The organism is Amycolatopsis saalfeldensis, from assembly GCF_900110575.1.
GTDB lineage: Bacteria > Actinomycetota > Actinomycetes > Mycobacteriales > Pseudonocardiaceae > Amycolatopsis > Amycolatopsis saalfeldensis.
In genome coordinates this window covers 56,862-80,523 of the sequence record NZ_FOEF01000003.1, presented here as the reverse complement: position 1 = coordinate 80,523, position 23,662 = coordinate 56,862, and the positions used below count along the sequence as shown (strand labels likewise).

The 23,662-nt window shown below is 70.7% G+C and carries 25 protein-coding genes and 1 pseudogene; 15 read left to right on the top strand and 11 right to left on the bottom strand.

All coding sequences use genetic code 11. From position 1 onward, the window contains the following. Nucleotides 1–77 precede the first annotated feature (77 nt). From BMY97_RS08090 to BMY97_RS08075, 4 genes are read left to right on the top strand one after another with little or no spacing between them, the layout of a single operon-like run. Nucleotides 78–698 carry a hypothetical protein gene (locus BMY97_RS08090; protein WP_091614904.1) on the top strand — a complete coding sequence of 207 codons (621 nt, stop codon included), beginning with the start codon at nucleotides 78–80 and terminating at the stop codon, nucleotides 696–698. Next, a complete protein-coding gene (locus BMY97_RS08085; protein WP_091614901.1) occupies nucleotides 698–1,381 on the top strand; it encodes an ABC transporter ATP-binding protein in 684 nt (227 codons plus the stop codon). The genes BMY97_RS08090 and BMY97_RS08085 overlap by 1 nt, the downstream gene beginning before the upstream one ends. After that, nucleotides 1,378–2,049, top strand: a complete 672-nt coding sequence (locus BMY97_RS08080; RefSeq protein ID WP_091614898.1) for an ABC transporter ATP-binding protein — start codon at nucleotides 1,378–1,380, stop codon at nucleotides 2,047–2,049. The genes BMY97_RS08085 and BMY97_RS08080 overlap by 4 nt, the downstream gene beginning before the upstream one ends. After that, on the top strand, nucleotides 2,046–4,694 hold the full coding sequence (locus BMY97_RS08075; RefSeq protein ID WP_091614894.1) for an FtsX-like permease family protein: 2,649 nt from the start codon (nucleotides 2,046–2,048) through the stop codon (nucleotides 4,692–4,694). The genes BMY97_RS08080 and BMY97_RS08075 overlap by 4 nt, the downstream gene beginning before the upstream one ends. Nucleotides 4,695–4,795: 101 nt before the next feature. Here the strand turns inward: BMY97_RS08075 and BMY97_RS08070 are convergent, their stop codons facing one another. Genes BMY97_RS08070 through BMY97_RS08045 form a run of 6 tightly spaced genes read right to left on the bottom strand, consistent with a single transcriptional unit; the run spans nucleotide 4,796 to nucleotide 11,093 of the window. Next, on the bottom strand, nucleotides 4,796–5,554 hold the full coding sequence (locus BMY97_RS08070) for an SDR family NAD(P)-dependent oxidoreductase (RefSeq protein WP_091614891.1): 759 nt from the start codon (nucleotides 5,552–5,554) through the stop codon (nucleotides 4,796–4,798). 37 nt (nucleotides 5,555–5,591) lie between these two features. Then, on the bottom strand, nucleotides 5,592–7,109 hold the full coding sequence (locus BMY97_RS08065; protein ID WP_091614888.1) for a class I adenylate-forming enzyme family protein: 1,518 nt from the start codon (nucleotides 7,107–7,109) through the stop codon (nucleotides 5,592–5,594). A 35-nt stretch (nucleotides 7,110–7,144) separates the two neighbouring features. Next, nucleotides 7,145–8,263 carry an LLM class flavin-dependent oxidoreductase gene (locus tag BMY97_RS08060; RefSeq protein ID WP_091614886.1) on the bottom strand — a complete coding sequence of 373 codons (1,119 nt, stop codon included), beginning with the start codon at nucleotides 8,261–8,263 and terminating at the stop codon, nucleotides 7,145–7,147. Between the two features lie 49 nt (nucleotides 8,264–8,312). Beyond that, complete coding sequence (locus BMY97_RS08055; RefSeq protein WP_091614883.1) at nucleotides 8,313–9,467, bottom strand: LLM class flavin-dependent oxidoreductase; 1,155 nt, start codon at nucleotides 9,465–9,467, stop codon at nucleotides 8,313–8,315. Nucleotides 9,468–9,511: 44 nt separating this feature from the next. Further along, complete coding sequence (gene ribB / locus BMY97_RS08050) at nucleotides 9,512–10,594, bottom strand: 3,4-dihydroxy-2-butanone-4-phosphate synthase (protein WP_091614880.1); 1,083 nt, start codon at nucleotides 10,592–10,594, stop codon at nucleotides 9,512–9,514. Between the two features lies 1 nt (nucleotide 10,595). Then, nucleotides 10,596–11,093, bottom strand: coding sequence for a flavin reductase family protein (locus BMY97_RS08045; protein ID WP_091614878.1), 498 nt, complete (start codon nucleotides 11,091–11,093; stop codon nucleotides 10,596–10,598). A 229-nt stretch (nucleotides 11,094–11,322) separates the two neighbouring features. Here BMY97_RS08045 and BMY97_RS08040 point away from each other — a divergent pair, with 229 nt between their 5' ends. The 4 genes from BMY97_RS08040 to BMY97_RS08025 are packed head-to-tail and all read left to right on the top strand — an operon-like array spanning nucleotide 11,323 to nucleotide 13,956. Next, entirely contained in the window at nucleotides 11,323–11,799 is a 477-nt protein-coding gene (locus BMY97_RS08040; protein ID WP_091614875.1) for a nuclear transport factor 2 family protein, read from the top strand. Beyond that, nucleotides 11,796–12,614: an enoyl-CoA hydratase-related protein gene (locus BMY97_RS08035; protein WP_091614872.1), complete on the top strand. Its 819-nt coding sequence runs from the start codon at nucleotides 11,796–11,798 to the stop codon at nucleotides 12,612–12,614. Before BMY97_RS08040 ends, BMY97_RS08035 begins: the two co-directional genes overlap by 4 nt. Then, entirely contained in the window at nucleotides 12,611–13,384 is a 774-nt protein-coding gene (locus BMY97_RS08030; protein WP_091614870.1) for an enoyl-CoA hydratase-related protein, read from the top strand. The genes BMY97_RS08035 and BMY97_RS08030 overlap by 4 nt, the downstream gene beginning before the upstream one ends. 59 nt (nucleotides 13,385–13,443) lie before the next feature. Continuing rightward, nucleotides 13,444–13,956 (top strand): nuclear transport factor 2 family protein, encoded by a 513-nt coding sequence (locus tag BMY97_RS08025; RefSeq protein ID WP_091614867.1) that lies wholly within the window; start codon nucleotides 13,444–13,446, stop codon nucleotides 13,954–13,956. Nucleotides 13,957–13,961: 5 nt separating this feature from the next. Here the strand turns inward: BMY97_RS08025 and BMY97_RS08020 are convergent, their stop codons facing one another. Next, the gene (locus BMY97_RS08020) at nucleotides 13,962–14,654 is read right to left on the bottom strand and encodes a TetR/AcrR family transcriptional regulator (protein WP_091614864.1); all 693 of its coding nucleotides are present in this window, start codon (nucleotides 14,652–14,654) and stop codon (nucleotides 13,962–13,964) included. Between the two features lie 111 nt (nucleotides 14,655–14,765). On the opposite strand from BMY97_RS08020, the gene BMY97_RS08015 reads away from it, so the two are divergent. The 5 genes from BMY97_RS08015 (at nucleotide 14,766) to BMY97_RS07995 (ending at nucleotide 19,382) form a co-directional block, all read left to right on the top strand. Next, entirely contained in the window at nucleotides 14,766–16,439 is a 1,674-nt protein-coding gene (locus BMY97_RS08015; RefSeq protein ID WP_177231237.1) for a class I adenylate-forming enzyme family protein, read from the top strand. Further along, on the top strand, nucleotides 16,436–17,128 hold the full coding sequence (locus BMY97_RS08010; protein ID WP_245787213.1) for a carboxymuconolactone decarboxylase family protein: 693 nt from the start codon (nucleotides 16,436–16,438) through the stop codon (nucleotides 17,126–17,128). The genes BMY97_RS08015 and BMY97_RS08010 overlap by 4 nt, the downstream gene beginning before the upstream one ends. A gap of 195 nt (nucleotides 17,129–17,323) precedes the next feature. Beyond that, a complete protein-coding gene (locus BMY97_RS08005; RefSeq protein WP_091614861.1) occupies nucleotides 17,324–17,728 on the top strand; it encodes a nuclear transport factor 2 family protein in 405 nt (134 codons plus the stop codon). Between the two features lie 23 nt (nucleotides 17,729–17,751). Further along, nucleotides 17,752–18,858 carry an LLM class flavin-dependent oxidoreductase gene (locus tag BMY97_RS08000; protein ID WP_091614859.1) on the top strand — a complete coding sequence of 369 codons (1,107 nt, stop codon included), beginning with the start codon at nucleotides 17,752–17,754 and terminating at the stop codon, nucleotides 18,856–18,858. Between the two features lie 86 nt (nucleotides 18,859–18,944). Next, entirely contained in the window at nucleotides 18,945–19,382 is a 438-nt protein-coding gene (locus tag BMY97_RS07995; RefSeq protein ID WP_091614856.1) for a riboflavin kinase, read from the top strand. A gap of 26 nt (nucleotides 19,383–19,408) precedes the next feature. Here BMY97_RS07995 and BMY97_RS07990 read toward each other — a convergent pair whose 3' ends face one another. The 3 genes from BMY97_RS07990 to BMY97_RS07980 are packed head-to-tail and all read right to left on the bottom strand — an operon-like array spanning nucleotide 19,409 to nucleotide 21,038. Further along, nucleotides 19,409–20,104 carry a TetR/AcrR family transcriptional regulator gene (locus tag BMY97_RS07990; RefSeq protein ID WP_091614854.1) on the bottom strand — a complete coding sequence of 232 codons (696 nt, stop codon included), beginning with the start codon at nucleotides 20,102–20,104 and terminating at the stop codon, nucleotides 19,409–19,411. After that, a complete protein-coding gene (locus BMY97_RS07985; RefSeq protein ID WP_091614851.1) occupies nucleotides 20,101–20,730 on the bottom strand; it encodes a nucleotidyltransferase family protein in 630 nt (209 codons plus the stop codon). Before BMY97_RS07985 ends, BMY97_RS07990 begins: the two co-directional genes overlap by 4 nt. 56 nt (nucleotides 20,731–20,786) lie before the next feature. Continuing rightward, nucleotides 20,787–21,038, bottom strand: coding sequence for a hypothetical protein (locus BMY97_RS07980; RefSeq protein WP_143086157.1), 252 nt, complete (start codon nucleotides 21,036–21,038; stop codon nucleotides 20,787–20,789). A gap of 184 nt (nucleotides 21,039–21,222) precedes the next feature. Between BMY97_RS07980 and BMY97_RS07975 the strand changes: the two genes are divergently transcribed. Then, complete coding sequence (locus BMY97_RS07975; RefSeq protein ID WP_091614846.1) at nucleotides 21,223–22,302, top strand: NAD(P)/FAD-dependent oxidoreductase; 1,080 nt, start codon at nucleotides 21,223–21,225, stop codon at nucleotides 22,300–22,302. A gap of 276 nt (nucleotides 22,303–22,578) precedes the next feature. Here BMY97_RS07975 and BMY97_RS49525 read toward each other — a convergent pair. After that, nucleotides 22,579–22,692 (bottom strand): annotated as a pseudogene (locus BMY97_RS49525) (helix-turn-helix domain-containing protein); the annotation flags it as partial. A 25-nt stretch (nucleotides 22,693–22,717) separates the two neighbouring features. Here BMY97_RS49525 and BMY97_RS07965 point away from each other — a divergent pair. Next, nucleotides 22,718–23,662, top strand: a complete 945-nt coding sequence (locus tag BMY97_RS07965; RefSeq protein ID WP_218156720.1) for a zinc-binding dehydrogenase — start codon at nucleotides 22,718–22,720, stop codon at nucleotides 23,660–23,662.

The window sequence follows — 23,662 nt, the reverse complement described above, 5'->3', positions numbered from 1 at the left end:
CGCGCTCCCCCTAGCTTGACCTCGAGTCCGCCGAGTCACACCGCTTCAGGACTTCCGGGCGGAGCAGAGAGGATGTCATGTCCACAACCACCACGGCCCGCCTCACCATCGCGGCGATCGCGGCGTCGGTGCTCACCGCCTGCTCCGGAAATCCGGCGCCCGCAACGAATCCGGCTTCGAGCCCGGTATCGGGAGGTGCACCGGCGACCGGCACCGCGGCGACGGAAGTCAACCCCGCGGGCGACATCCCCGACAACCAGGCCTACATCCCCTTCGCCCCACCGGGAGCCGGCTTCACCGTCAAAATCCCGGAGGGCTGGGCGTCGTCGGCGGCGGGCGCGACGACGACGTTCACCGACAAGCTGAACCAGGTGCAGGTGACCCCGTCGCGCGGCGCGGCTGCCCCGACGCCGGCGTCGGTGACCGCGACGGACGTCCCGGCGCTGAAGACCCGGACCCCGAACTTCGCCATGGGCCGGGTCTCCACCGTGTCCCGCCACGCGGGCCAGGCGATTCTCCTGACCTACCAGGGCGATTCCGCGCCGAGTCCCGTCACCGGAAAGGTGGTCCGCGACGCGTTCGAGCGCTACAGCTTCTTCCGAGCCGGGGTCCGCGTCGACCTGACGCTGTCCGGCCCGGCCAACGCCGACAACGTCGACCCATGGCGCACCGTCACCGACTCGCTGAGCTGGTCGTGATGACCACACCCGAGTGGTCCACGCCGGCGCTGCACGCTCGCGAGCTCTACCGCTTCTTCCGCACCGGTGACGACGAAACGCTGGCCCTGCGCGGTGTTTCCCTCACCGTCGCACGAGGCGAGACGGTCGCGGTCGTCGGGCCGTCGGGGTCGGGAAAATCGACGCTGCTGGCCTGCCTGGCCGGGCTGGACGAACCGGCGGGCGGCAGCGTCGAAGTCGGGGGCGAGCAGATCAGCCACCGCCCCGAAGCCGTCCGCGCGAAGATCCGCGCCCACCGCATCGGCGTCCTCCTGCAGTCCCGCAACCTCCTCCCCCACCTCGACGTACGGGCCAATATCCGGCTGGCCCGCAAAGCCTGGCGCCACAACGGAACCCGGCCCCCGGTGGACGAGCTGCTGGAACAGGTCGGCCTCGACCGCCGTGGCCGGGCGACGCCCGCGCAGCTCTCCGGCGGCGAACTTGCCCGAGCCGGTCTCGCCGTCGCACTGGCCAACAACCCCGACGTGCTGCTCGCCGACGAGCCGACCGGCGAACTCGACGGGTCCACCGAGCAGCACATCCTCGAACTGCTCCGCGCGCACGCCGGTCAGGGTGCGGGCCTGCTGATCGTCACCCACAGCTCCGAAGTCGTGGCGATCGCCGACCGGGTCGTCACGATCCAGGACGGCGAGGTGGCGGCATGACCGCCGAACCGCTGGTCGTGTGCGAGGACGTGGCCCGCACGTTCGGCACCGGGCCGGCGGCGGTCACCGCCGTCCGCGATTCCCGCTGTAGTGTCCACAGTGGAGCGAGGATCGCGATCGCCGGGCCGTCCGGCTCGGGGAAGTCGACGCTGCTGCACCTGATGGCCGGGATGGAGCAGCCGACCCGCGGCAGCGTCAGCTGGCCCGCGCTCGGCGCGCGCACCCGCGACATCGGCGTCGTCTTCCAGAGCCCCAGCCTGGTCCCGACGCTGGACGTCGGCGAGAACGCGGGCCTCCCCCTCGTCATCGCCGGCGTCGAAGAACCCGAGCTGGCCCAGCGCGTGGCTGAAGCACTGGCCCTGGTCGGAGTCGACGACCTGGCCGCCAAACTGCCCGAGGAGATCTCGGGCGGCCAGGCCCAGCGGGTGGCTGTCGCGCGGGTGCTCGCGCAACGGCCGCGGCTCCTGCTCGCGGACGAACCCACCGGCCAGCTCGACCGCGCCGCGGGACAGCGGTTGCTGGACGCGCTGCTCGACGCGACCGAGCACCTCGGCGCCGCGCTCGTCGTGACCTCCCACGACCGGGCCGTCATCGAGCGCCTGGACACGCACTGGACCATGCACGAAGGCACGCTCCGCACCACCGAATCCCGGGCGGTGACGTCGTGATCGGCCTCTGGCTCGGCGGTCTGCTCCGCCGGCGCACGGGAAGTCTGCTGGCGACCGCCGCCGGCATCGCGCTCGCGGTCGCGCTGATCGCGGCGCTCGGCTCGTTCCTGGCGTCTTCCCAAGCCACGATGACCGCCCGCGCACTGCGGTCGGTCGCCGTCGGCTGGCAGGTCGAGGTCCAGCCCGGCGGGGACCCCGCCGCCGTGCTGCATCAGCTGCAGAACCTGCCGGGCACCGCCGCGGTCCGCACCGTCCACATCGAACACACCGGCGGGCTGCTCGCCACCACCGGGGGCACCACGCAGACCACCGGCCCCGGCGTCGTGCTGGGCATGGCACCCGGCTACGCGGCCGCCTTCCCGGACCAGGTCCGGCAGCTCAGCGGATCCCCCGACGGTGCGCTCATCGCCCAGCAGACCGCTTCGAACCTGCACGTCCGACCGGGAGACCAGGTCTCGATCAGCCTGCCGGGCACCTCGCCGCAGCCGGTCACCATCGCCGGCGTCGTCGACCTGCCCCAAGCCAACTCCCTCTTCCAGAAGGTCGGCGCACCGGCACAGACCCAGCCTTCCGCACCGCCGGACAACGTGCTCCTGCTGCCCGAAACCGCTTTCACCGCACTGACCGGGACCGGTGGCCCGGCGCCGGTCACGCAGTTCCACGTGGCCCGGGCGGCACCCGCGTCCCACGACCCGGCGACCGCGTACCAAAGCGAAATCGCCGCCGCGCACAACTTCGAAGCCCAGGTCGCCGGCGCCGCGCTGGTCGGCAACAACGTCGGCGCCGCACTCGACGCGGCTCGCAGCGACGCCGCGTACGCCCAGATGCTGTTCCTGTTCCTCGGCCTTCCCGGAGTCGTGCTCGCCGCTCTGCTGACCAGCACGCTCGTGCAAGCCGGCGCCGACCGGCGACGCGCGGAGCAGGCGCTCCTGCGCACCCGCGGCCACACACCACGGACGGTCGCGTGGATCGCGGTCACCGAAGCCGCGTTCGTCGCGTTGGCCGGCGGAGCCGCGGGGCTGGCGATAGCCGTTTTGGCCGGCCGGCTCGCCTTCGGTCCCGCACCGGAAGGCCAGAGCACCGCGGCCACGGTGTGGTGGTTCGCGATCGCCTTCGCGGCCGGGCTGCTGATCACGACGCTCACGGTCCTCGTCCCGGCGGTCACGGGGCTGCGGAACCAGACCGTGGCCCAGACCCGGCAGCTGATCGGCGCCCACCGCACGCCGTGGTGGGCCAAGGCGGGGATCGACGTGCTGCTCATCGCGGCCGCGCTCGTCGTGTTCCTGGCCTCCGGCACCAACGACTACGCGCTGGTGCTGGCGCCGGAAGGCGTGCCGACCATCTCGGTGTCCTACTGGGCGTTCCTCGGCCCGGCCCTCCTCTGGCTCGGCGCCGCGGCCCTGCTGTGGCGGCTCGCCACGATCGCGCTCGGGCACGGCCGAGGTGCGCTGCGGCGGATCCTGCGGCCGCTGGCGGGCCGGCTGGCGCGCCCCGGCGCGGCCGGGATCGCCCGGCAACGCCGCCCGCTCGCCCGCGCGATCGTGCTCCTCGCGCTGGCGCTGTCGTTCGCCGCGTCGACGGCGGTGTTCAACAGCACCTACCAGCAGCAAGCCGAAGCCGACGCCCAGCTGACCAACGGCGCCGACGTCGCCGTCACCGAACCGCCCGCCGCCCAAGTCGCCCCGGCCGCCGGGGCACAGCTGCAGAGCGTCCCCGGTGTCCGGCACGTCGAGCCGATCCAGCACCGGTTCGCCTACGTCGGCGCCGACCTGCAGGACCTCTACGGCGTCCGGCCGGAAAGCATCAGGGACGTCACCGCGCTGCAGGACACCTACTTCCAAGGCGGCAGCGCGGCGGACCTGATGGCCACCCTCGCCCATCGCCCGGATGCCATCCTGGTCAGCGCCGAGACGGTCAAGGACTTCCAGCTCAACCCCGGTGACCTGATCAACCTCCGCGTGCAGGACGCCCGGACCAAGGCCCTGCGGACCGTGCCCTTCCACTACAGCGGAATCGTCAAGGAGTTCCCGACCGCGCCCAAGGACAGCTTCTTCGTGGCCAACGCCGCCTACCTCGCGCAAACCACCGGCTCCGACGCCGTCGGCGCGTTCCTGGTCGACACCGGCGGCGGCAACCAGCCCGCGGTCGCCGCCGACCTGCGAGCGCGGCTCGGCGCCGCGGCAGCCGTCACCGACATCACGCAGACCCGCGCGAACGTCGGCTCCAGCCTCACCTCGGTCAACCTCTCCGGGCTCACCCGCCTGGAACTGGCGTTCGCGGTGCTGATCGCCGCCGGCGCCGGCGGGATCGTGCTGGCGGTCGGACTGGCCGAACGACGCCGCGGCCTCGCGATCATGGCGGTGCTCGGCGCCGCCCGCCGGCACCTGCGCGGACTCGTCCTCGGCGAAGGCCTGGTGCTGATCGCCGGCGGCCTGCTCGGCGGCGGGCTCATCGCGTGGGGCGTCTCGCAGATGCTCGTCAAGGTCCTGACCGGTGTGTTCGACCCACCGCCGTCCTCGATCACCGTGCCATGGACCTACCTCGCCCTGACGGCCACAGCCTCGGCCGTCGCCGTGGCCCTCGCCGCCGTCACCAGCGCCCGCGCCTCCACCCGACCCGCGGTGGAGGAACTCCGCGACCTGTGACCCGGCCCGCTTGCGCTCGCACCACGCCCATCGCCAAGGCAGCGGTTCGCTCGTCGCATTGTCGATGGCCTCCCCGCCTCGGTCGGCCGACCGGCTTTCCTTCAGCGGACGGAGATCAGCCCGCCGTCGACCGGGAGCAGCTGGCCGGTGATGAAGCGGGAGGCGTCGCTGGCGAGGAAGACCAGGACGGGGGCGAGGTCTTCGGCCGGGTCGCCGAATTTTCCGCCCAGCGGGATCTGCGTCTTGGTCTCCTGGTCGTGGGTCGCGAGCTGCTCCGGTGAAAGCGCCTTCCGGAACGCGTCATACATGGGCGTCACGACATACGGCAGCACGGCGTTCACCCGGACCCCGGCCGGTCCCCAGTCGCGGGCCACGCTGCGGGTCCAGGTGTGCACCGCGCCCTTGGTGGCGCCGTAGAGCGAGTTGTTCGGTTCGGCGGTGAGCCCGGATTCGGAGCCGAAGTTGACGATCGCGCCGCCGCCGGTTTCGCGCATGATCCGGTAGGCCGCGGAGTTGGTGTGGATCGTGCCGAAGGTGTTGATCGCGAACAGCCGCTCGAGCAGGTCCTGCGGGATGTCCGCCACCGGCGAGTGCTGTTGCACCCCGGCCACGTTCACCAGCACGTCGAGCCCGCCCATCTCCCGGGCCGCCTCGGCGAACACCGACTCGACCTGCTCACGGTCGGACACGTCGCAGCGCCGGAACGCGGCCCCGGCCTCCCCGGCGACCTCCCGGCCCCGTGCCTCGTTCACGTCGAGCGAGGTGACCTTCGCTCCCGCGCCGACGTACGCCCGGACCACCGCCTCGCCGATGCCTTGGGCACCACCGGTGACGATGGCGCGCTTCCCGTTCAATTCCATGACTCTCCTCTGTTTCCACGACACAGCCAGGGCTCGTTCAGGCGAGGTCACGCAGGATGACCCGGCCGCTTCCGGTGCGGGGGAACTCCGCGTGCGTGCGGACGACGTCCGGGGTCCCGCGTTTGCCGGCGTTGTCGCGGCACCAGCGCAGAAAACCCGCCTCGGTGAATTCGGGCCGCGGGATCACGTGCGCGACGACAACGGTGTCGAGGGTGTCGTCGTCCTGTGCGGCGACCGCGACGTCGGTGATCAGCGGGCAGGAGCGCAGATCCGTCTCGAGCGTGTAAGTCGAGAGGTTCTCGCCGCCGCGGCGGATGATGTGCATGGCCCGCCCGCGGAACTCGAACCGGCCGGACGGGTGGCGGACCAGCTGGTCTCCGGTGCGCAGCCACCGCCCGTCGACCAGGGTTTCGGCGGTCGCGGCCGGGGCGTTGTGGTAGCCCCGCATGAGGGTGTGCCCCGGCTCGCCCCGGACCCACAGCTCGCCCGGCTCGCCGTCGGCGGCCTCGGCGCCGTCCGGCCGGACGAGCTTGACCCGGTCGACCCCGAGGAACGGGCGGCCGATGGTGACGCGGTCGTCCGCCTCCCACGGCGCGCCGCCGAGCACCCCGGTCACGGACTCGGTCTGCCCGTAGATCTGTCGCATGTGGACCTGCGGCACCAGGCGATCCCAGTCCTGCCAATCCTTCACCGACAGGGTCATGCCGTAGTGGACCGCGCGCAGCGGGCCAGGGTCGACGGTGCCGCCGCGCTCCAGTGCCCGGTGCAGCGCCATGCGCATCGGCGGGGCGACCATCGACGCGACCGTCGCCCCGAGCTCGCGGGCGTCGTCGAACCAGCGCGAGGCGCTGAAGCGGGGAACCAGGGCGATGGAGCCGCCGGTGACGAACGGCGGCGCGCACAGGTAGGCCTGGGCGTTGGTGTGGAACAACGGCGAGCACAGATAGTGCCGGTCGGACGGCAGGTAACCGCCGTTGCGGGCGAGCCGTTCGGCCGACGTGACGAAAGTGCGGTGGGTGAGTTCGACGAGCTTCGGCGCCCCGCTGGTGCCGGAGGTGGGCAGCAGGGCGGCGACCTGATCCGCGGACGCGTCGGAGGGAGTGGCGGGACGGCCGAGGGCGGGCAGCCGCAACGCCGTGGTGTCCTCGACCACGACCAGGCGCGCGGCGGCTCCGGTCCGCACGACGGCGTCCCGGTACAACGGCGCGCCGGCCTCGGTCGTGATCACCAGCCGCGGCCCGGTGGCCAGCAGCGCCCGCTCGACGGCCAGCGCGCCCGAGCCGGGGTCGAGGACCTGGACGATGGCACCGTTGGCGGGCACGGCCAGCCACAGGGCGATGGCCAGCGGCGAGTTGGGCAGGGCGACCGCCACGGTGACCCCGTGGGTCACCCCCGCGCCGGCCAGCCGGCGGCGCAGCGCGTCCACCTCGGTGGCCAGCCGCTCCCAGCTGATCGTTTCCTGGTGGCTGACCAGGACCGGGTGCGACGGGCGGGCTCCGGCCCACTGACCCAGCAGCGCGGCGAGGGTCCGGTCGCCGGTGACGTCGGTGCTCATCTGTTACCCCTGCTCCTCACCGAGGTGGGCGCCGCTCAGGCCGCCGATACCGTGACGTCCTTGATGTTCGGGACGACCTCTTCGGCGATCCGGTGCATCGACTCGACCCAGGGCGCGGGGTCGTCGGCGTAGTCGTGGGTGTTCATCACGATCTCGCCCATGCCGCCCACGGCGTCGTTCATCTTCTGCAGCTTCTCGATCACGGTCTCGGGCGAGCCGCAGATCCAGACGTGCTCGGCGATCCAGTCCATGTCGAGGTCGGCGAGGTCGACGCCGGTGCCGGAGTCGTCGATGTAGCCCTGCAGGATCTTGAACTGCTTGTAGACCGGGACCAGGTAGTTCTCCCAGCAGGTCCCGAGCCCGCCCCGCAGCGCGATCTTCTTGGCCTCGGCGTCGGTGTCGGCGACGACGATGTCGCGGCACATGCGGAAACGCATGCGGTCCGGGGTGTAGCCGTTCTCCTGCTGTCCCTCGACGTACTTGTCCCAGTGCGACCGGCCGACCTCCAGCCCGCCGAAGAAGGAGATCGGCGAGAAGTCGTTCGCACCGCAGTACTTCATCGAAGCCGAGCCGTAGGACAACGCGGTCATCGCGATCTCCAGGTTCTCCGCGCCCTGCCACGGCGAGAAGTCCGGCATCATGTGGTACTCGCCGCCGGCGTCGTCGGCCTCGGCCTCTTCCGGGAAGCCGCCCTTGAAGAACTCCCCCTCGTGGTGGAACGGCTTGCGCTCCCACACTTTCTGCATGATCTTCAGTGCTTCGTCACGGCGCGGCCGGGCCTCGGACAGGTCTTCCGGCTGGCCGCGGAGGATCGCGTCGCGGGGATAAGCACCCGGGCCGACACCGAGGAAGTAGCGGCCCTCCAGCACCTGCGACAGCCAGCCGGTCTGGATGGCCAGCGAGCCCGGGTTGTGCAGCCCCAGCAGGTGCGCCATCGGGGCGAACCGCAGCCGCTCGGTCTCCCGGGCGCACGCCCCGATCACGATCTCCGGGTTCGGCACGCTTTCCCAGGCCTGCGTCGCGTGCTCGCCGATCATGAAATCGGCGAATCCGGCCTGGTCCGCTTCCCGGGCGATCAGCACCGAATAGTCGAACACCTCCCGCGGCGAGCGGCTCGGCTTCATATAGGGGACGTGAAAGATTCCACTCTTCATGATATCGGGTCCTCCGGTGATCGTCGGTGCGGCGGGCGTATTTCGATTGCTAGACGAGCGTTCCGGCCTCGTCCTTGGTGGAGAAACGCGGGGCGACCTCCTCGGCGAACCGGATCAGCTCCTCGTTCTGCCGGCCGGGCTCGAGGTGGCCCTGGCCGAACATCAGGAAGCACTCGTCGAACCCGAGCCGGTCGTGGGCCTGCTCGATCTGCCGGGAGATGTCGTCGGGGGTCCCGATCAGCACGTTGGGGAACTGCTGGCCGTGCGGGATGAACCACTTGTCCCAGAACCAGCGGTGCTCGGCCTCCAGCGCCTGGGCCTCCTCCCGGGAGTTGGTCAGGATGAGGAATCCGCCCCAGGCGCCGACGTCCGCACGGGAAACGTCACGGCCCACCTTTCTGGCCGACTCGGTATAGCGATTCCACAGTGCTTCGCAGAAATCGAGGTCGTTGGCGAAGACGATCTGCTTGCCGCCCTCCCGGGCCCACATGTCCACGGTGCGCATGGAATAGGCGAAAGCCCCGTAGAGCTTGGGATGGGGATTCGTGTACGGCCGCGGGGCGATGCCGATCTCGCGCACGATCCCGTCTTCGTCCTGCCCGGCGCCGAACTCCGCGTACCCCGGGTGCCCGGCCGAACCACCCGCCGGCGGGTACTCCCAGTACTTCCCCTTGAAGGAGAAGGTCGAATGCTCCCAGGCCTTCTTCACGATCCGGACGGACTCCTCGAAGATCTCGCGGTTGACCGCGTCCTGCTCGTTCTTGGCCTTGGCGTGCCGCACGTTGGTCGCGCCGATGCCGCGGACGGCGGCGTAGGCGTCGACCCAGCGGGCGTGGTAGCCGCGGGTGAACCCGACGATCAGCCGGCCTTCCAGCATGTGGTCCAGGGTCGCGATCTCTTCGGCGACGCGCACCGGGTTGTGCGTCGGCAGCACGTATCCGAGCAGCCCGGCCTTGAGCCGCTTGGCGTGCAGGCCGACGTAGGCGCCGAGCATGCCGGGGTGGTTGGTGATCTCGAAGCCCTCGATCTGCAGGTGGTGCTCGGGAGAGCAGTAGGCGTCGTACCCCAGCTCGTCGGCGAGCTGGATGTAGCCCCGCATCTCTTCGAGGAACCGTTGGTAGAGCTCAGGTCGCTGGCCTGCCATACCAGCCTCGAGTTCGTGCCGGCGGCCGATGACACCGGTCTGCATGAGGCTGAATTTCACGAGAGGGACTCCTTGCTGGTTGGAGGTTCGGGCGCGGTGACCACTCAGGCGACCGCGCCGCGCGGTGCGGCGCCGGGCGCGGCCGCGAGCGCCGCGTCCAGGGCGCCGCGCGTGGCCGCCGGGTTGTGCAGGTGCCGGATCGAAGTCACCCCGAGGTCGGCCAGGATCGAGGCCGCGACGGCCGGGTCGGCCCGGCCGCAACCCGCGCCGGCGTCGCCGAGCAGGGCCCGCAGCGGGCTCCCCCCGGCGGGCCGCAGGTAGACGATCACCCCGCGGTGCGCGGCGTTGATCTCACGCAGGGCGGTCTCGAGGCGCCGGGCGCACCCGCACTGCCGCGAGCCGAAGACGTCGCCCGGCACGCATTCGACGTGCACGTGGACCGGCACGTCCGCGCCACGGGCCTCGCCGGCGACCAGCGCGACGTGCTCCGCTCCGTCCGGCACACCGCGGTAGCCGACGGTCCGGAGGGTGCCGCCCTCGGTCGGCAGCCGGACGCTGGCGACCCGCTCCGCGGCGGCCTCCGTGGCCCGGCGGTAAGCGATGAGATCTTCGATGGTGATCATCGCCAGGCCCCGTTCCCCCGCGAAGTCGGACAGTTCCGGGCGGCGCGCCATCCGGCTCGGCTCGCGGGCGCTGACGACCTCGCACAGCACGCCGGCCGGGCGAAGTCCGGCCAATCGGGTCAGGTCGACCGCGGCCTCGGTGTGACCGGCGCGTTCGAGCACGCCGCCCGGCCGGGCGGCCAGCGGGACCACGTGTCCCGGACGGTTCAGGTCGGCGGGCCGGGTCGTCGAAGCGGCCAGCAGCCGCGCCGTGCAGGCCCGGTCGCGCGCCGAGATACCGGTGCCGATCCCGGCGGCGGCGTCAACGGTGACCCGGTAGGCGGTGCCGAAACGGTCGTCGTTGCGGTGGTGCATCGGAGGCAGCGCCAGCCGCTCGCACTCCGGCTGGGGAAGCGCGACGCACACGAACCCGCTGCTGTGGCGGACGACGAAGGCCATCGTCGCCGGGGTGACCCGGTCCGCGGCGACGATCAGGTCGCCCTCGTTCTCCCGGTCCGGCCCGTCGAGGACCACGACCGGCCGCCCCGCGGCGATTTCGGCCAGTGCCTGTTCGACCGTGTCCACTTCAGACCACCGCCAGCCGGCGGAACCGGCTGCCGTGGAACACCAGTGGCGCGTCTTCGGGCGACGCGCGCAGGGCGTGGACCCACAGCAGGACGATCGCGTGGTCCCCCGCGGGGACCTCGGCGTGGACGGAGCAGTCCAGCCAGGCGACCGCGCCGTGCACGAGCACCCCGCCGTCGTCGGTGCGGGTCAGCCCGAGTTCCGCGAACCGGTCCCCGTCCTTGGCCGCCAGCCGCCGCGCGGCGGCGTTCTGGTCCTGGCCGAGCACGCTGACGCCCAGCCGGGGCAGCGGCCGCAGCCGCGGCCAGGTGGCCGAGGTGTTCTGCACACACAGCGAGACCAGCGGCGGGTCCATCGAAACGGGGGTGAAGGAACTCGCGGCGATCCCGACCGGCACGCCGTCCTCCAGCGCGCACACGGCCGTCACCCCGCTCGGGAAGCATCCGTAGGCCTGGCGCAGCTGCACCGGATCGCCGGTGACTGACTCCAGCTCGATCATGCGGGCCCCTCTCCGTCGCCTGAGCGGAGGCTCACGCTATCTACATGAACGTAAACTGTCAACGCTCGTGTAAACGAACCACTGGACGCAGACCTCGGCCCTGCGAAGAGCCGGTCGGCAACCGTTGACCGTTTACATTCATGTAGATACGATCCGGGTCGACTGCTCCCAGGGAGGTGGCGGCCGCACCGGCGCCCGCCCTCCCGCGACGAACCGGAGGAAACGCGTCGTGACGACGACCCAGGAATCGGCCAGCGCGGCGGTCGCGGAGCTGCTCGAGATCGAGCAGGTGCGCCGGCTGCTGTTCGACTACGCCTTCCACCTCGACATGAACCATCCGGACGAGATCGCCGCGCTGTTCACCGAGGACTGCTACGTCTCTTACGGCCCCGATTTCGGCGCCGAGGGCCGGCCGGCCTACCGCGAAACCCTCGGCGGGATCGGCAGCTTCTTCGCGGCCACCAGCCACCACGTGTCGAACATCGTGGTGGACTTCGGCCCGGATCTGGCCACCGCGAAGGTGCGTTCGGTGCTGTACGCCTGGCACAAGTACACAAAGGACCGTCCGGACGGGCACTTCTTCGGCCAGTACCACGACGAGCTGGTCAAGACCGCGGACGGCTGGCGGTTCGCCCGCCGTGAGCTGCGGGCCGCCGGCGTCGTGGACTTCCACGTCAAGAAGCAGATTCCGATCGGCCGGTCATGACCGCGACCGCGTACCGCGACGTCCGGGTCGAGCACCACGGCCCGATCTCGTGGATCGTGCTGGCCCGCCCGGACAAGGCGAACGCCCTGTCCGACGCCATGCTCGACGAGTTCTCCGACGCGCTGGCGGGGCTGGCCGGCACCGGCGGCCCGGTCATCGGGATCCGCGGCGAGGGGCGCGGTTTCTGCGCCGGTTACGACGTCGACCAGGTGGGCAGGCCCCAGGCGGCCGACCCCGTCGCCGATCGGGAACGGCTGGCCCGCAACGTCGGCCGGTACCTGGCGATCTGGGACCACCCCAAGCCGGTGATCGCGGCGGTGCACGGCTACTGCATCGCCGGGGCCACCCAGCTGTGCGTGTTCTGCGATCTGACGATCGTCGCCGAGGACGCCCGGATCGGCGAGCCGGCCCTGCCGCTGGGCGGCGGTTACATCGCCCCGCTGTGGGCCCCGCTCGTCGGCCCCAAGCGGGCCAAGGAACTCGCGTTCCTGCCCGGGAACGCCATCGACGGCCGCACCGCCGCGGAGTGGGGCTGGGCCAACCGCGCGGTGCCCGCCGGAGAAGTCGTGCGCACCGTCGAAGACCTGGCCGCGCGCATGGCGCGAATCCCCTCCGACGTGTTGCGGATCAAGAAGCTGGCGATCAACCGGACGATGGACGCGATGGGCGTGCGCACCGCCGCCGCGCAGGTCCCCGAGATGGACGCGCTGCTGCACCTGTCGCCCTCGGTGCTGCAGCTCCGTGAATGGATCGGCGAGGTCGGGCTCAAGGCCGCCATCGCCGAGTTCCGGAAACCGACTGGAGGAACGCAGTGAGCTCCGGAATCGAGTTCGCCAAGGACGGGCACGTCGCCCGGGTGAAACTGAACAACCCCAAGGCCCTCAACGCGATCAGCCCCGAGATGGACGACGCGCTGCTGGCCGCCTGGACCGAGATCGACGCCGATCCCGGCATCTGGGTCGCCGTCCTGTCCGCCTCCCCCGGAAAGGCGTTCTGCGCGGGCGCCGACGTCTCCGCCGGCACCGACCGGGACGGCCGGATGGCGCTCGGCGGCGGGCTGACCGGGGTCGGCGGCCCGCAGTACCACCTGCGCACCCCGTTGATCGCGGCGGTGCACGGCTACGTCATCGGCGGCGGGTTCGAGCTGGCCATGTGCGCGGACGTCATCGTGGCCGCGGACGACGCCCAGTTCTTCATCCCCGAGGTCAAGGCCGGGATCATCGGTGAGGCCGGCATCATCCACCGGGCCGTCCGGCAGCTGCCGCACCACGTCGCGATGGGGATGATCCTCACCGGCGAGCGGCTCCCCGCGGCGAAAGCCGGGCAGTACGGCCTGGTCAACGAGGTGGTCGGCGCCGGCGAGCTCGACGCGGCCGCCGACCGCTGGGCGGCGAAGATCCTCGCCGGCGCGCCGGCGGCGGTCCGGGCCGCGAAGGACGCCGCGCTGCGGGGCCTCGGCATGCCGCTGGACCAGGCGCTGACCACCCGTTACGAGCCGATCGAGGCCTACGCGGGCACCAAGGACCAGCTCGAAGGTGTCGCCGCCTTCGCCGGGAAGCGCAAGCCGGTCTGGACCGGACGCTGACCGAGGATGACCATGGCGAGCACCGTCGGCTCCTCGCCGACGCGGAGAAAGGTGTGCACATGCCAGATCTGGAAGCACGGATCCGCCGCCTCGAAGACCGGGCGGAAATCGGGGATCTCGTCCTGAGGTACTTCCTGGCCGCCGATGACGACGACTGGGCGGCGCTCGGCGCCACGTTCGCCGAGGACGGCTCGTTCTCCGCAGGCGCTTTTCCCGGTGGCGACGACCGCGCGTCGGTGGTGGAGTTCATCCGGGCCGACCGGCAGCACATGGGCGTCACGGTGCACACCCGGAACACCACGCTGCTCACGTTCACCGACGAGGACCACGCCGACGGGGTGGTCGGGGCCCATCTCGAACTCGCCCGCGGCGGGACCACCGTCTACGGCGCGGTGCGCTACTACGACACCTACGAGCGCACCGCGGACGGCTGGAAGATCAAGAGCCGCAAGATGGCCGTCATCCACGTGGGCCCCTGGGACCAGGTCGGCACGTCGCTGACCGCGCCCGACCGGGCTCGCTGGCCCGGGGCCGAGCCGGCGCCCGCCGATCTGCCGGGCCGGCGGCCGTGACCCGCTCAGGCCGGGCGGCGGAGCCCGTCGAAGAAAATCGCCGAGAAGGTGTCGACGGTCTGCTGAGCGGTGTACTTGCGGTCCCCCGGCTTGAACCAGCGGTGCGTCCAGTTGACCATTCCGAAAAGGGTTTTCACCACCAGGGGAACGACCAGATCGTCCCGGAACTCGCCGGCACGGATTCCCGCGGTGATGACGTCGGTGACGATGGACTCGAAACGGCGGGTCTTGCGCACCATCTCCTTGGCCCACGAAGTGGACTGGAACGCCACCTTCCCCATGTCCTCCTGGATATAGACATAGACGTAAGGGTAGTTCGCCTCGTATGAGGTGATCTGCACCTCGATCAGCTTCCGGAGCTTCTCTTGAGCGGTCATGTCGAGGCCCGCGATGCGGGTGGCCTGGGCGAGGTTCTCGTCGAGGACCATCTTCGCCGTGGCGTGGAAGACCTCCTGGAACAGCTCGTCCTTACCGGCGAAGTAGTAGTAGATGGCGGCGCGATCGGTCCCGAACCGGGTCGCGATGTCATTGAGGGTCGCGGCCTCGAAACCCTTCTCCTTGAAGACGTCGCCCGCGATTTGCAGCAATTCGCTCCGTTTCGCCTGATAAGCCGCACTGCCCTCGACCTGGGCGCTGCGCCGGCGTTTGGAGAGCCCGCTCCCGGAGGTCGCCGGCGGGCGTTGTTCCGGAGAGACCATAAGTTGACCCTAGCACCGGATTTACCCCAAAACGCGCATGGGCCCGGCCACCGGCATCCCGGTCCGGCACCGTTTCCTTCCCGCAGCGACGCGTGAACCCAGGAGGCTGTTTTGACCCCCGACCCGCGGCCGGAGGCCGGCTTCACCACCGAGGTGTCCACCATCGCCGACCTGCTGATCCGTTCGGCCCGCCGCCACCCCGGCCGTGACGCCTTCGTCCTCCCCGGAGCCCGGTACAGCTTCGCCGAGCTGGAACGGCGCGCCCGCGACGTCGCGCGTGGCCTCCACGGTCTGGGCGTACAGCGCGGCGACCGCGTCGGGCTGCTCGCGGCCAACTCCGTCGAGTACGTCGAGGCGTTCTTCGGCATCGCGTGCCTCGGCGCGGTGATCGTTCCGCTCAACGCCCGCCACAAGGCGGCCGAACTGGGCTACATCGTCGAAAACGCCGACCTCGTCGCGGTGCTGACCACCGCGGAGCCCGACCAGTACGTGGACTTCGTCGACATCCTCCACGAAGGACTGCCGACGCTCGCCACCGCGGCGGACCCCGCTTCCCTCCAGCTCGCCGAGGCGCCGCTCCTGCGGTCGATCGTCCTGCTGGCCGGCGCCGGGCGGCCCGGCTGCCTCGACCGCCGCCGGTTCGACGAGATCGCCAGGGCGAGCGGAGACCGGCTCGTGGAACAGCTGCGGACCCGGGTTCGGGTCCGCGACATCGGCGCGATGCTCTACACCTCCGGCACCACGGCCAGCCCGAAGGGCTGCATGCTCACCCACGAAGCCATCACCCGGGGACCGGTGGAGCGGGCCCGGTACCGGCTCGGCACGGGCGGCCACGACGTCACCTGGGCGCCCGGGCCGCTGTTCCACATCGCCGCGCTGGCCTCGTTCCTCGGCTCCGTCGGCAGCGGCGGCACCTTCCTCACCGACCGGCACTTCGACCCCGGGCGCACGCTCGCACTGCTGGCCGCCGAGCGCGCCACCGTCGCGTTCCCCTGGTTCCCCGCCGTGATGCAGCCGCTGCTCGACGATCCCGGCTGGGATCCGGCCGCACTCGCCGGGCTGCGCTCGATGTTCCTGATCGGCCCGGGCGTGCTGCTCGAACGCGTCCAGGCCGCACTGCCGGCCTGCGAACTCGTCGCCGCCTGCGGCATGACCGAGACCGCCGGCATCTACGCGATCAGCAGCCGCGCCGATTCCACCGAGCTGCGCTCGCGGGCGCAGGGCCAGGCCTGCCCGGGCGTGGAGATCAGGATCATCGACGTCGACACCGGCGCGGAAGCCGGCCCCGGGGCCACCGGCGAGATCCTCGTCCGCGGCTACAACGTCATGGAGGGCTACCACAAGGACCCGGTCAAGACGGCCGAGTCCCTCGACGCCGACGGGTGGCTGCACACCGGCGACCTCTACAGCTTCACCCCGGAGGGCCAGGTCGTCTTCCACGGCCGGCTCAAGGACATGCTCAAGGTCGGCGGGGAGAACGTGGCCGCGGTCGAGATCGAGGCCTTCCTCGCCCGTCACCCGGCGGTCGAATGGGTCGAGATCGTCGGCCGCCCCGATCCCCGGCTCGACGAGGTGCCGGTCGCGTTCGTCGAGCTCAAGGCCGGGCACCTGTGCACCGAGGCCGAGCTGATCGGGTTCTGCACCGGCCGCATCGCCCGGTACAAGATCCCCCACGCGGTGCACTTCGTGACGTCCGGCGACTGGCCGAGATCCGCGACGAAGATCAACAAGCAAGAGCTGCGAGCCCGCCTCGCCCGGCTCGCCGCGGAGGTGCCCGCCCCATGACGGCCCAGCACGACGAAACCCGCGCGGCGGTCGCCCTCGCCGAGGTACGCGAGCACGCCGTCGGCCTGCTCACCGAGGCGCCCGACGGCGAAGACCTCGACGAGCTCGCCGTCGCGCTGATCCAGCTCGCCGTGCACGCGTCGGTCACCGCCCTCGACGGCGCCGGCATCGACCGCGCGGTTCACGACGCCCTCGACGCCGGCGCCACCGCCGCGCAGGTCCACGAAACTCTTGTCGTCGTTTCCGGTCTCGGCGTGCACACCCTGATGGAAGGCTCCCACCGCGTCGCCCGAGCACTCCACGAGCGCGGTCAAGCCCTCGACGGCCCGCTCGACGCCGAACGCACCGCGCTGCGCGAGCGCCGGCAGGGCGCTGATCCCTACTGGGCCGATTTCGACCGCGAGGTCCCGGGTTTCCTCGACTCCCTGCTGCGCCTGTCCCCCGAGGCCTACGACGCGTTTTTCGCCTACTGCGCCGTGCCTTGGCAGACCCGCGCCGTACGCGGCCTCACCAAGGAACTGATGTCCCTGGCCGCCGACGCCACGCCGACCCACCGCTATCTGCCCGGAATGCGGCTGCACCTGAGGAACGCGCTCCGCCTCGGCGCCGGCCGCACCGCGATCCTGCACGCCCTCCACATCGCCGCCGCCGCGCCGGCCCACCCGGGCACCCCCGCGCACGACGAATGACCACCACGGCCCGTTCCACTGTGGAGACTCTTCGCTGGTCTACATGCATGTAAACGGTGCTTGATTGCGCCTTCAGGACCTTCATGAACCCCGACTGGGTCTACAGAGTTCGCCGCCGGTCATTGACAGTTTACACGAGTGTAGATACCGTCGATGACACCGATCACACCGCCGTACGGTTCCGACGGGAGAACCATGTCGAGCACTGATGAGAACAAGAAAACGGTGGCCCGGTTCCTCGAGGTCTTCTCGACCGGGCACGTCGGGAACATCCTCGACCTGCTCGCCGCCGACGTCACCTGGTGGGTTTCGGGACGGCTCGAGGGAATGTCGGGCACCTACGACAAAGCGGGCTTCGGCCGGCTGATCGGCGGTGTCGCCGACCTGTATGTCGCGCCTTTGAAGATCACCCCCGTCGGCCTGGTCGCGGAAGGGGACAAGGTGACCGTCGAGGCGAAATCCCACGCCGAGCTCAAGGACGGCCGGATCTACGACCCCGACTGCCACTTCTTCTTCGAAGTGGGCTCGGACGGACTGATCCGGCGAGTGCACGAATACCTCGACACCCAGCTCGCGAAAGAGCTCTTCTTCGCCAATTAGTCAATCGTCAAGGAAGGAAGAACATGGACTCGGGACTCATTCACATCCCGTACATGCGTCCGGAGCGCACGAGCCGCCAGACGTTCGAATGGGCGCTGGAGAACGCCCGGCAGGCCGACCAGGCCGGGCTCACCGAGTTCATGGTCGCCGAGCACGCGACCCAGAAGTGGGAGTGCATCCCGACTCCGGAACTGGTGATCGCGGCCGCGGCGATGGAGACCGAACGGATCAAGTTCGCGCCGATGGCGCACTTGCTGCCGCACCACCACCCCGCGGACCTGGCGATCCAGGTCGGCTGGCTCTCGCAGATCCTCGAAGGCCGCTACTTCCTCGGCGTCGGCGCGGGGGCCTACCCCCAGGCGTCCTACCTCCACGGCATCACGGACCTTTCGGCCAATCCGGCGCGGGTCCGCGAGTCGCTGGAAATCATGGAGAAGATCTGGAAGCGCGAGCCGTTCTTCCACGAGGGCGAGTTCTGGAGCGCGGGCTACCCCGAAGAGGCCGACGACGGCGAGGGCCACGACGACCACAAGCTGGCCGACTTCAGCCCATGGGGCGGAAAGCTCGACATCGCGGTCACCGGGCTTTCGGTGAACTCGCCGTCCATCCGGTTCGCCGGGGAGCGCGGCTTCATGCCGGTGTCGATCTATTCCGGCTCGTCGATCCTCAAAACGCACTGGGAGACCTACGAGAAGGCCGCGCTCGAAAACGGCCACACCCCGGACCGCTCGAAATACCACGTGTCCCAGACGGTTTTCGTCGCCGAAACGGACAAGGAAGCCAAGAAGCTCGCCATGGAAGGCGGTGTCGGGTACGCGTTCGAGCGCTACCTCTGGCCGATCTGGAAGCGCTTCGGGATGCTCGAGGGCTACATCAAGGACGCCGGCGCCCAACCCTCCGATGTGGACCTCGAGTGGATCTGCGACAACGTCTGGGTCGTCGGCTCCCCCGAGACGGTGATCGAGAAGCTCAACAAGCTCTACGAGTTCACCGGCGGCTGGGGCACGCTCCAGGTCGAGTCCCACGACTACCTGGACGACCCCTCGCCCTGGTTCCAGTCCCTGCGGCTGATCGCCCAGGAGGTCGCGCCCAAGATCCAGCTGCCGTTCAGCTCGAGCGCCGCCGGCTGACCGGCCGGGGCGGCCGGTGCCGGATCACGCACCGGCCGCCTCGACCGGCCCGGCGGGCACGATCGTCCACATCGGAGAGTGCGAAGATGAGCGCGGAGAACGAATCCGGCTGGGTCGTCGAAGGCCGGGTGGTCCGGGGACGGCAACGGGGGCGCCTGCTCGGCTATCCCACGGTCAACGTGGGCCGCCGGCTCGGCGCGTCGTTGCCCGAGGACGGTGTTTACGCCGGCCTCGTCGAGCTGGAGGGCGGGGTGACCCGGGCGGCGGCGATCTCGGTCGGCACGAATCCGACGTTCGAGGCCGAGCACCGGACGCTGGAGGCGCATCTGCTGGACTTCGACGACGACGTGTACGGGATGCGGGTCCGGGTGACCGCGGTCCGGCGTCTTCGCGGCATGACGAAGTTCGGGAGCGTGGCCGAGCTGACCGAGGCGATCGCCGACGACGTCGCCCGGACCCGCGGTTGCGTCGGCCACCTCGTCACGGAGGTGCTGACCGGACGGCTTGGCGAACGGCACGGATGAGCGAGCCGGCCGCGAGCTGGCCGAAGTCACGATGGGCGGCGGAGCCCGTCGAAGAAGATGGCGGAGAACGTGTCGATCGTCTGCTCGGCGGTGTACCTCCGGTCGCCCGGTTTGAGCCAGCGATGAGTCCAGTTCACCATGCCGAACAGCGACTTCACCACCAGGGGGACGACCAGGTCGTCCCGGAACTCGCCGTCGCGGATCCCTCCGGTGATGACGTCGGTGACGATCGATTCGAAGCGGCGGGTCTTGCGGACCATTTCCTTGGCCCACGGCGTCGACTGGAAGGCCACCTTCCCCATGTCTTCCTGAATGTAGATATGCACGTAGGGGTAGTTCGCCTTGTAGGAGGTGACCTGCAGGTCGATCAGCTTCCGGAGCTTCTCTCGAGCGGTCAGGCCAAGGCCCGCGATGCGAGTCGCCTCGGCGAGATTGTCTTCGAGAACGGTTTTCGCGGTGGCTTGGAAGACCTCTTGAAACAGTTCGTCCTTGCCGGCGAAGTAGTAGTAGATCGCCGCGCGATCGGTGCCGAACCGAGCCGCGATGTCGTTCAGGGTCGCGGCCTCGAAACCCTTTTCCTTGAAGACGTCACCAGCGATCTGCAGCAGCTCGCTCCGCTTGGCCAGATACGCGGCACTCCCCTCGACCTGAGCTGTGCGCCGGCGTCTGGAAAGCCCGCTCCCGGCCGATGCCGATGGTCGGCGTCTTCCGGGAGCAGTCACGTGGTCAGTTTACCATCGTGTAGACGGCACGCCGGCCAGGGAAGCACGGTCAAGGTGGGCCACTGCCGGCGCCAGCGCTCGGTTTTGGTCTCGTAGACGTGGCGTGGTGCTTGAACCGGGTTCGGGCGCACGACGAGGTTGAACACGTCGGACAGGCCGTGCGGCGCATAGACCCGCCACCGTCCACCGGCCTCGGCCCGGATGCCGAGACAGCAGGTGGTGGCGGCGAACGAGTCGATGGCGGCTTCGGTCGAGGAGTAGGGCCGGCACGGCACCCCGAACTTCTGCTCGTACCACAGGTGCACACGCGCCTCGTTTCGGATTTCGACCTCGGCCGGGACGCCGGCGAACACTTCGCGGCCGGCGCGGATGACGGTGTCCTCGGCTTCCCAGGACAGGTCGGCGCGGTCGAAGTAGAACAGGTCGTAGTCCAGGATGCCGTCGGTGGCAGGGCATCCGGTGACCACGTTCCACACGGTCTGGAACACGCAGCCGGAGGTCAGGTACCAGCCGGGCAGGTTCAGCTCGGCGGCACGGGCGAGCACGTCGATCAGAACGGTGTTGCGGCTGAGGATCTCGCGCAGGGCATCGATCTGCTCGTCGATGGGCAGTCGGCTGATCGGCATGCCGGTTGTCTACCACGCACAACGCCGACGCCTTGTCCGTTCAACGGGATTGCTCATCATGGCTGGCTGCACTGCCGGAATACGCGAGAAACCTGCCAAGGTCCCTGGCCGACGGCTGGAGTCGTCGATCGCAGCCGGGTCCGAACTCGTCGGCTGCTGGTCGTCACCACCGTGAACGCGGTACCGGAGGCGTCGTTGATCTTGCCGCGCCGCATCTCACTGAGTTGTTGGTTGACGCTGGTGTTGACGTCGCGGAAGTAGTTGTCCGGGAACGTGCGCACTTGCGGGGCGCGGTCGACCTGGGCCACGGCCTGGCCTCCCGCCGGGACCAGGTTCGCCTGGGCGGTGTCGAGTGCGCCGGAGCCGCGGTGCCCAGCCAGGACGGTGAGGGTGTCTCGTCGTCGGTCCGGCCCCACAGTCAAGGAACGCTCCGGGGACGGCGCCCGAATAAACCCGTTTTCGATCGCCGCCGGAGGCGTTAACGTCGCTGGAATGCCGGGCGCGCCGATAAGGGACCTCGTAGTCGTCGGGGCCGGGGTCGTCGGCGCTTCGGTGGCCTATCACGCCGCGCGGGCGGGCGCGGCCGTGACGCTGGTCGACGCCGGGCGGCCGGGCAGCGGGGTGACGGTGAATTCCTTCGCGTGGATCGGATCTTCCGGGGTACGCACCGGTCCCGCCGCCGGGCTGCGGGTGGCGGCGACCGACGAGTACCACCGGCTCGAGGCCGAGCTGCCCGGCCTTCCCGTGACGTGGTCCGGCTCGCTGTCGTGGCGCACGGGAGGCAGTACGCCGGAAGCCGGGCCCGGGCAGAAGATCATCGACGCGGCCACCCTTGAACCCCACCTGCGCCATCCCCCGGACTGGGCCGTCTGGGCACCCGGCGACGGCGCCGTCGACCCGGTGGGCGTGACCGAGCGGCTGATCGCGGGCGCCCGTGCCCACGGCGCGCGAATACATCCCGACGTCCCGGTCACCGCCATCCGCCGAGACGCCGCGGGCCGGATCGCCGGGGTCGAGACGGCCGCCGGTCCCCTCTCCGCCGCGACTGTGGTGCTCGCGGCCGGAGTGGCGACGGCCGCGCTGGCCGCGCCGCTGGGCATAGCCGTCCCGGTCGCCCCGTCACCGGCGACGCTCTTCCGGTTCCGCGCCCCGGCCGGCCTGGTCCGCACGGTGGTCAACACCGAGGACTTCGATCTCCGGCAGGTCGCCGCGGACCGGGTCATCGCCGCGGCGGATTCGCCGGACCGGACCCTGGCCGCCATCCGGTCCACCTTCCGCGGCACCAGAAACGTCAAGCTGCTCAGCGCCCACGTCGGCGCCCGCCCCATGCCGGCCGACGGCGAGCCCGTCATCGGCCCGGTCGCCGAGGTTCCCGGCCTGTACCTGGCAGTGATGCACGCGGCAGTCACCCTCGCCCCGGCCGTCGGCCGGCTTGCCGCCAGGGAACTGGTCGACCGCACCGTCGAGCCGGCACTGGCGGGCTGCCGCCTCGACCGCTTCCAACCGTCCCGGCCTCCATCCGGCGGCAGCGTGCACGACCCCGCCATGTTCACCTCCGAGAAAAGGCGATGAGATGCATTGCCACAGCGGCGCGCCGTTGATCAGCCGCCGGATTTGCCGGCGGCTGCTTCGAGCACCGCGCGGATGAGCGCTGGACATGGCGGCGAGCGCCGAGCGCATCCGGTCGGCGAACCATGGGCTCCCCCGGCGGCCCAGCAGCGCGCCGTAGAGCCGGTGATAGGTGTCGATGTGGCCGAAGAATCCGGCGAAGCGCCGGCCGGGTGAGCGAGTGTCGTTCCCGGTGCCGGCGGTCATCTCGGCCATCGCCTCGTCGAAGATCTGTTCGACGAGTTCGTACTTGTCACGGTAGTTGCGGTAGAACGCGGCCCGGCTGACCATGGCCCTGGAACAGAGCTCGCCGACCGTGACGCGATCGAAACCGCGGTCCTCGATCAGGTCCACCAGCGCTTCCCGCAGCAGCGCCCGCGTGCGGCGGACCCGGACGTTCGGCGCCGAGACGGTCGCCGACCCGGAACCGGCCGCCGGTCAGGTACTGGTCGATGTCCGGGTGGCGGGGGTCGCCTACGGGGACGTGATCGTCCGCTCCGGCCGTTACCCTCTGCCGTTGCCGTGGATTCCTGGCATCGAGGTCGGCGGGCGGGTCGTGGCGGTCGGCCCCGAAGTGGACGGGTCGCTGCTCGGCGCGACGGTCGTCGCCACCACGGCCGGGCAGGCCGGCGGCTATGCCGAACGGGCGGTGGCCACCGCCGCGTACGCCTTCCCGGTGCCCGACGGGCTGGCCCTCGATGTCGCCCTGACCGTGTTCCAGGCCGGCGCCCTGGCCCGCGGCCTGCTTTCCGCCATGCGGCTGCGCGCCGAGGACACGGTGCTGATCACGGCGGCAGCGGGCCGGATCGGATCGCTGCTGGTGCAGACGGCCAAGTCGGCGGGCGCGACGGTCATCGGCGCCGCGAGCAGCGCCAAGCTGACCGCCGTCTCGGAGTTCGGCGCCGATCACGCGGTCGGCTACGGTGCCGCCGGCTGGGCCGAGCAGGTGCGCGAGCTGACCGGCGGGCGCGGGGTGACGCTGGCGCTCGATGCCGTGGGCGGCCGGACCACCGTCTCCGCTCTCGCCGCGATCGCGGACGGTGAAGGCCGGCTCGGCCTCTACGGATACGCCTCCGGCGACTGGCCACCATTGCCGGTCGAGGCCATCACCAGGCGCGGCCTGACCTTGTCCGGACCACTGGGCACGGTCATCCGCAAGCCCGACGCCGACCAACGTGACGACGCCGGACAGGCGCTTGCCGCCGCGGCGCGCGGGGAGCTGGTACCCCGGATCCACGCCCGGTTCGAGCTGGAACGCGCCGCCGAGGCCCATCGCGAACTCGAAACGCGTCGATCGGTCGGGGCGCTCGTGCTCACGACTTGA

What these genes read in the sequence shown, in the direction of transcription:
- BMY97_RS08070 (WP_091614891.1), bottom strand. Translation starts at nt 5,554, where the DNA reads ATGGAATTGAACGGGAAGCGCGCCATCGTCACCGGTGGTGCCCAAGGC.
- BMY97_RS07975 (WP_091614846.1), top strand. Translation starts at nt 21,223, where the DNA reads ATGCCGGGCGCGCCGATAAGGGACCTCGTAGTCGTCGGGGCCGGGGTC.
- BMY97_RS08090 (WP_091614904.1), top strand. Translation starts at nt 78, where the DNA reads ATGTCCACAACCACCACGGCCCGCCTCACCATCGCGGCGATCGCGGCG.
- BMY97_RS08005 (WP_091614861.1), top strand. Translation starts at nt 17,324, where the DNA reads ATGTCGAGCACTGATGAGAACAAGAAAACGGTGGCCCGGTTCCTCGAG.
- BMY97_RS08025 (WP_091614867.1), top strand. Translation starts at nt 13,444, where the DNA reads ATGCCAGATCTGGAAGCACGGATCCGCCGCCTCGAAGACCGGGCGGAA.
- BMY97_RS07985 (WP_091614851.1), bottom strand. Translation starts at nt 20,730, where the DNA reads ATGCCGATCAGCCGACTGCCCATCGACGAGCAGATCGATGCCCTGCGC.
- BMY97_RS08065 (WP_091614888.1), bottom strand. Translation starts at nt 7,109, where the DNA reads ATGAGCACCGACGTCACCGGCGACCGGACCCTCGCCGCGCTGCTGGGT.
- BMY97_RS08085 (WP_091614901.1), top strand. Translation starts at nt 698, where the DNA reads ATGACCACACCCGAGTGGTCCACGCCGGCGCTGCACGCTCGCGAGCTC.
- BMY97_RS08045 (WP_091614878.1), bottom strand. Translation starts at nt 11,093, where the DNA reads ATGATCGAGCTGGAGTCAGTCACCGGCGATCCGGTGCAGCTGCGCCAG.
- BMY97_RS07995 (WP_091614856.1), top strand. Translation starts at nt 18,945, where the DNA reads ATGAGCGCGGAGAACGAATCCGGCTGGGTCGTCGAAGGCCGGGTGGTC.
- BMY97_RS08060 (WP_091614886.1), bottom strand. Translation starts at nt 8,263, where the DNA reads ATGAAGAGTGGAATCTTTCACGTCCCCTATATGAAGCCGAGCCGCTCG.
- BMY97_RS08000 (WP_091614859.1), top strand. Translation starts at nt 17,752, where the DNA reads ATGGACTCGGGACTCATTCACATCCCGTACATGCGTCCGGAGCGCACG.
- BMY97_RS08080 (WP_091614898.1), top strand. Translation starts at nt 1,378, where the DNA reads ATGACCGCCGAACCGCTGGTCGTGTGCGAGGACGTGGCCCGCACGTTC.
- BMY97_RS08020 (WP_091614864.1), bottom strand. Translation starts at nt 14,654, where the DNA reads ATGGTCTCTCCGGAACAACGCCCGCCGGCGACCTCCGGGAGCGGGCTC.
- BMY97_RS08035 (WP_091614872.1), top strand. Translation starts at nt 11,796, where the DNA reads ATGACCGCGACCGCGTACCGCGACGTCCGGGTCGAGCACCACGGCCCG.
- BMY97_RS08010 (WP_245787213.1), top strand. Translation starts at nt 16,436, where the DNA reads ATGACGGCCCAGCACGACGAAACCCGCGCGGCGGTCGCCCTCGCCGAG.